We start from the raw sequence: 545 nt of genomic DNA, 5'->3' as shown, positions 1-545 counted from the left end.
CTGGGCTTCGATCTCCCCGAGTTCGATGCGCAGGCCGCGGATCTTCACCTGGTGGTCGATGCGCCCCAGGTACTCGATCTGCCCCTCGGCATTCCAGCGCACGAGGTCGCCCGTGCGGTAGAGCCTTTCGCCTTGGCCGAACGGGTTCGCCACGAAGCGCTCGGCACTCAGGCCCGGCTTGTTGAGGTAGCCCCGCGCCAGGCTCACCCCGCCCAGATAGAGTTCGCCCGCCACGCCGCGCGGCACCGGGTTCAGCCCGGCATCGAGGATGTGGCACTGGGTGTCGCTGATCGGCCGCCCGATCGGCACCAGGCTCTGGCCGTCGTCCCGGCAGGTCCAGCGCGTGACGTGGATGGTCGTCTCCGTCGGGCCGTACAGGTTCTGCAGCGTGGCGCCACTCAGGCGCCTCAGTGCTTCCCTTTGCGTTTCTGCCGGCATGGCCTCGCCGCCGCAGATGATGTGCTTCAGGCGCGTGCTCGCCTCGATGCCCGGATGCGCCAGGAAGGCTTGCAGNCATCGAAGGCACGAAGTTCAGCGTGGTGATC

The 545-nt window shown here is 68.0% G+C and carries 1 pseudogene; it reads right to left on the bottom strand.

The window, feature by feature from the left end:
* Positions 1-513: pseudogene (locus ASD34_RS28280) on the bottom strand (AMP-binding protein); the annotation flags it as partial.
* Between the last annotated feature and the right edge of the window lie 32 nt (positions 514-545).

Source organism: Variovorax sp. Root473 (assembly GCF_001426505.1).
Taxonomy (GTDB): domain Bacteria; phylum Pseudomonadota; class Gammaproteobacteria; order Burkholderiales; family Burkholderiaceae_C; genus Variovorax.
Note: the sequence above shows the minus strand (reverse complement) of the source record. Positions and strands in the feature narration are given on the sequence as shown.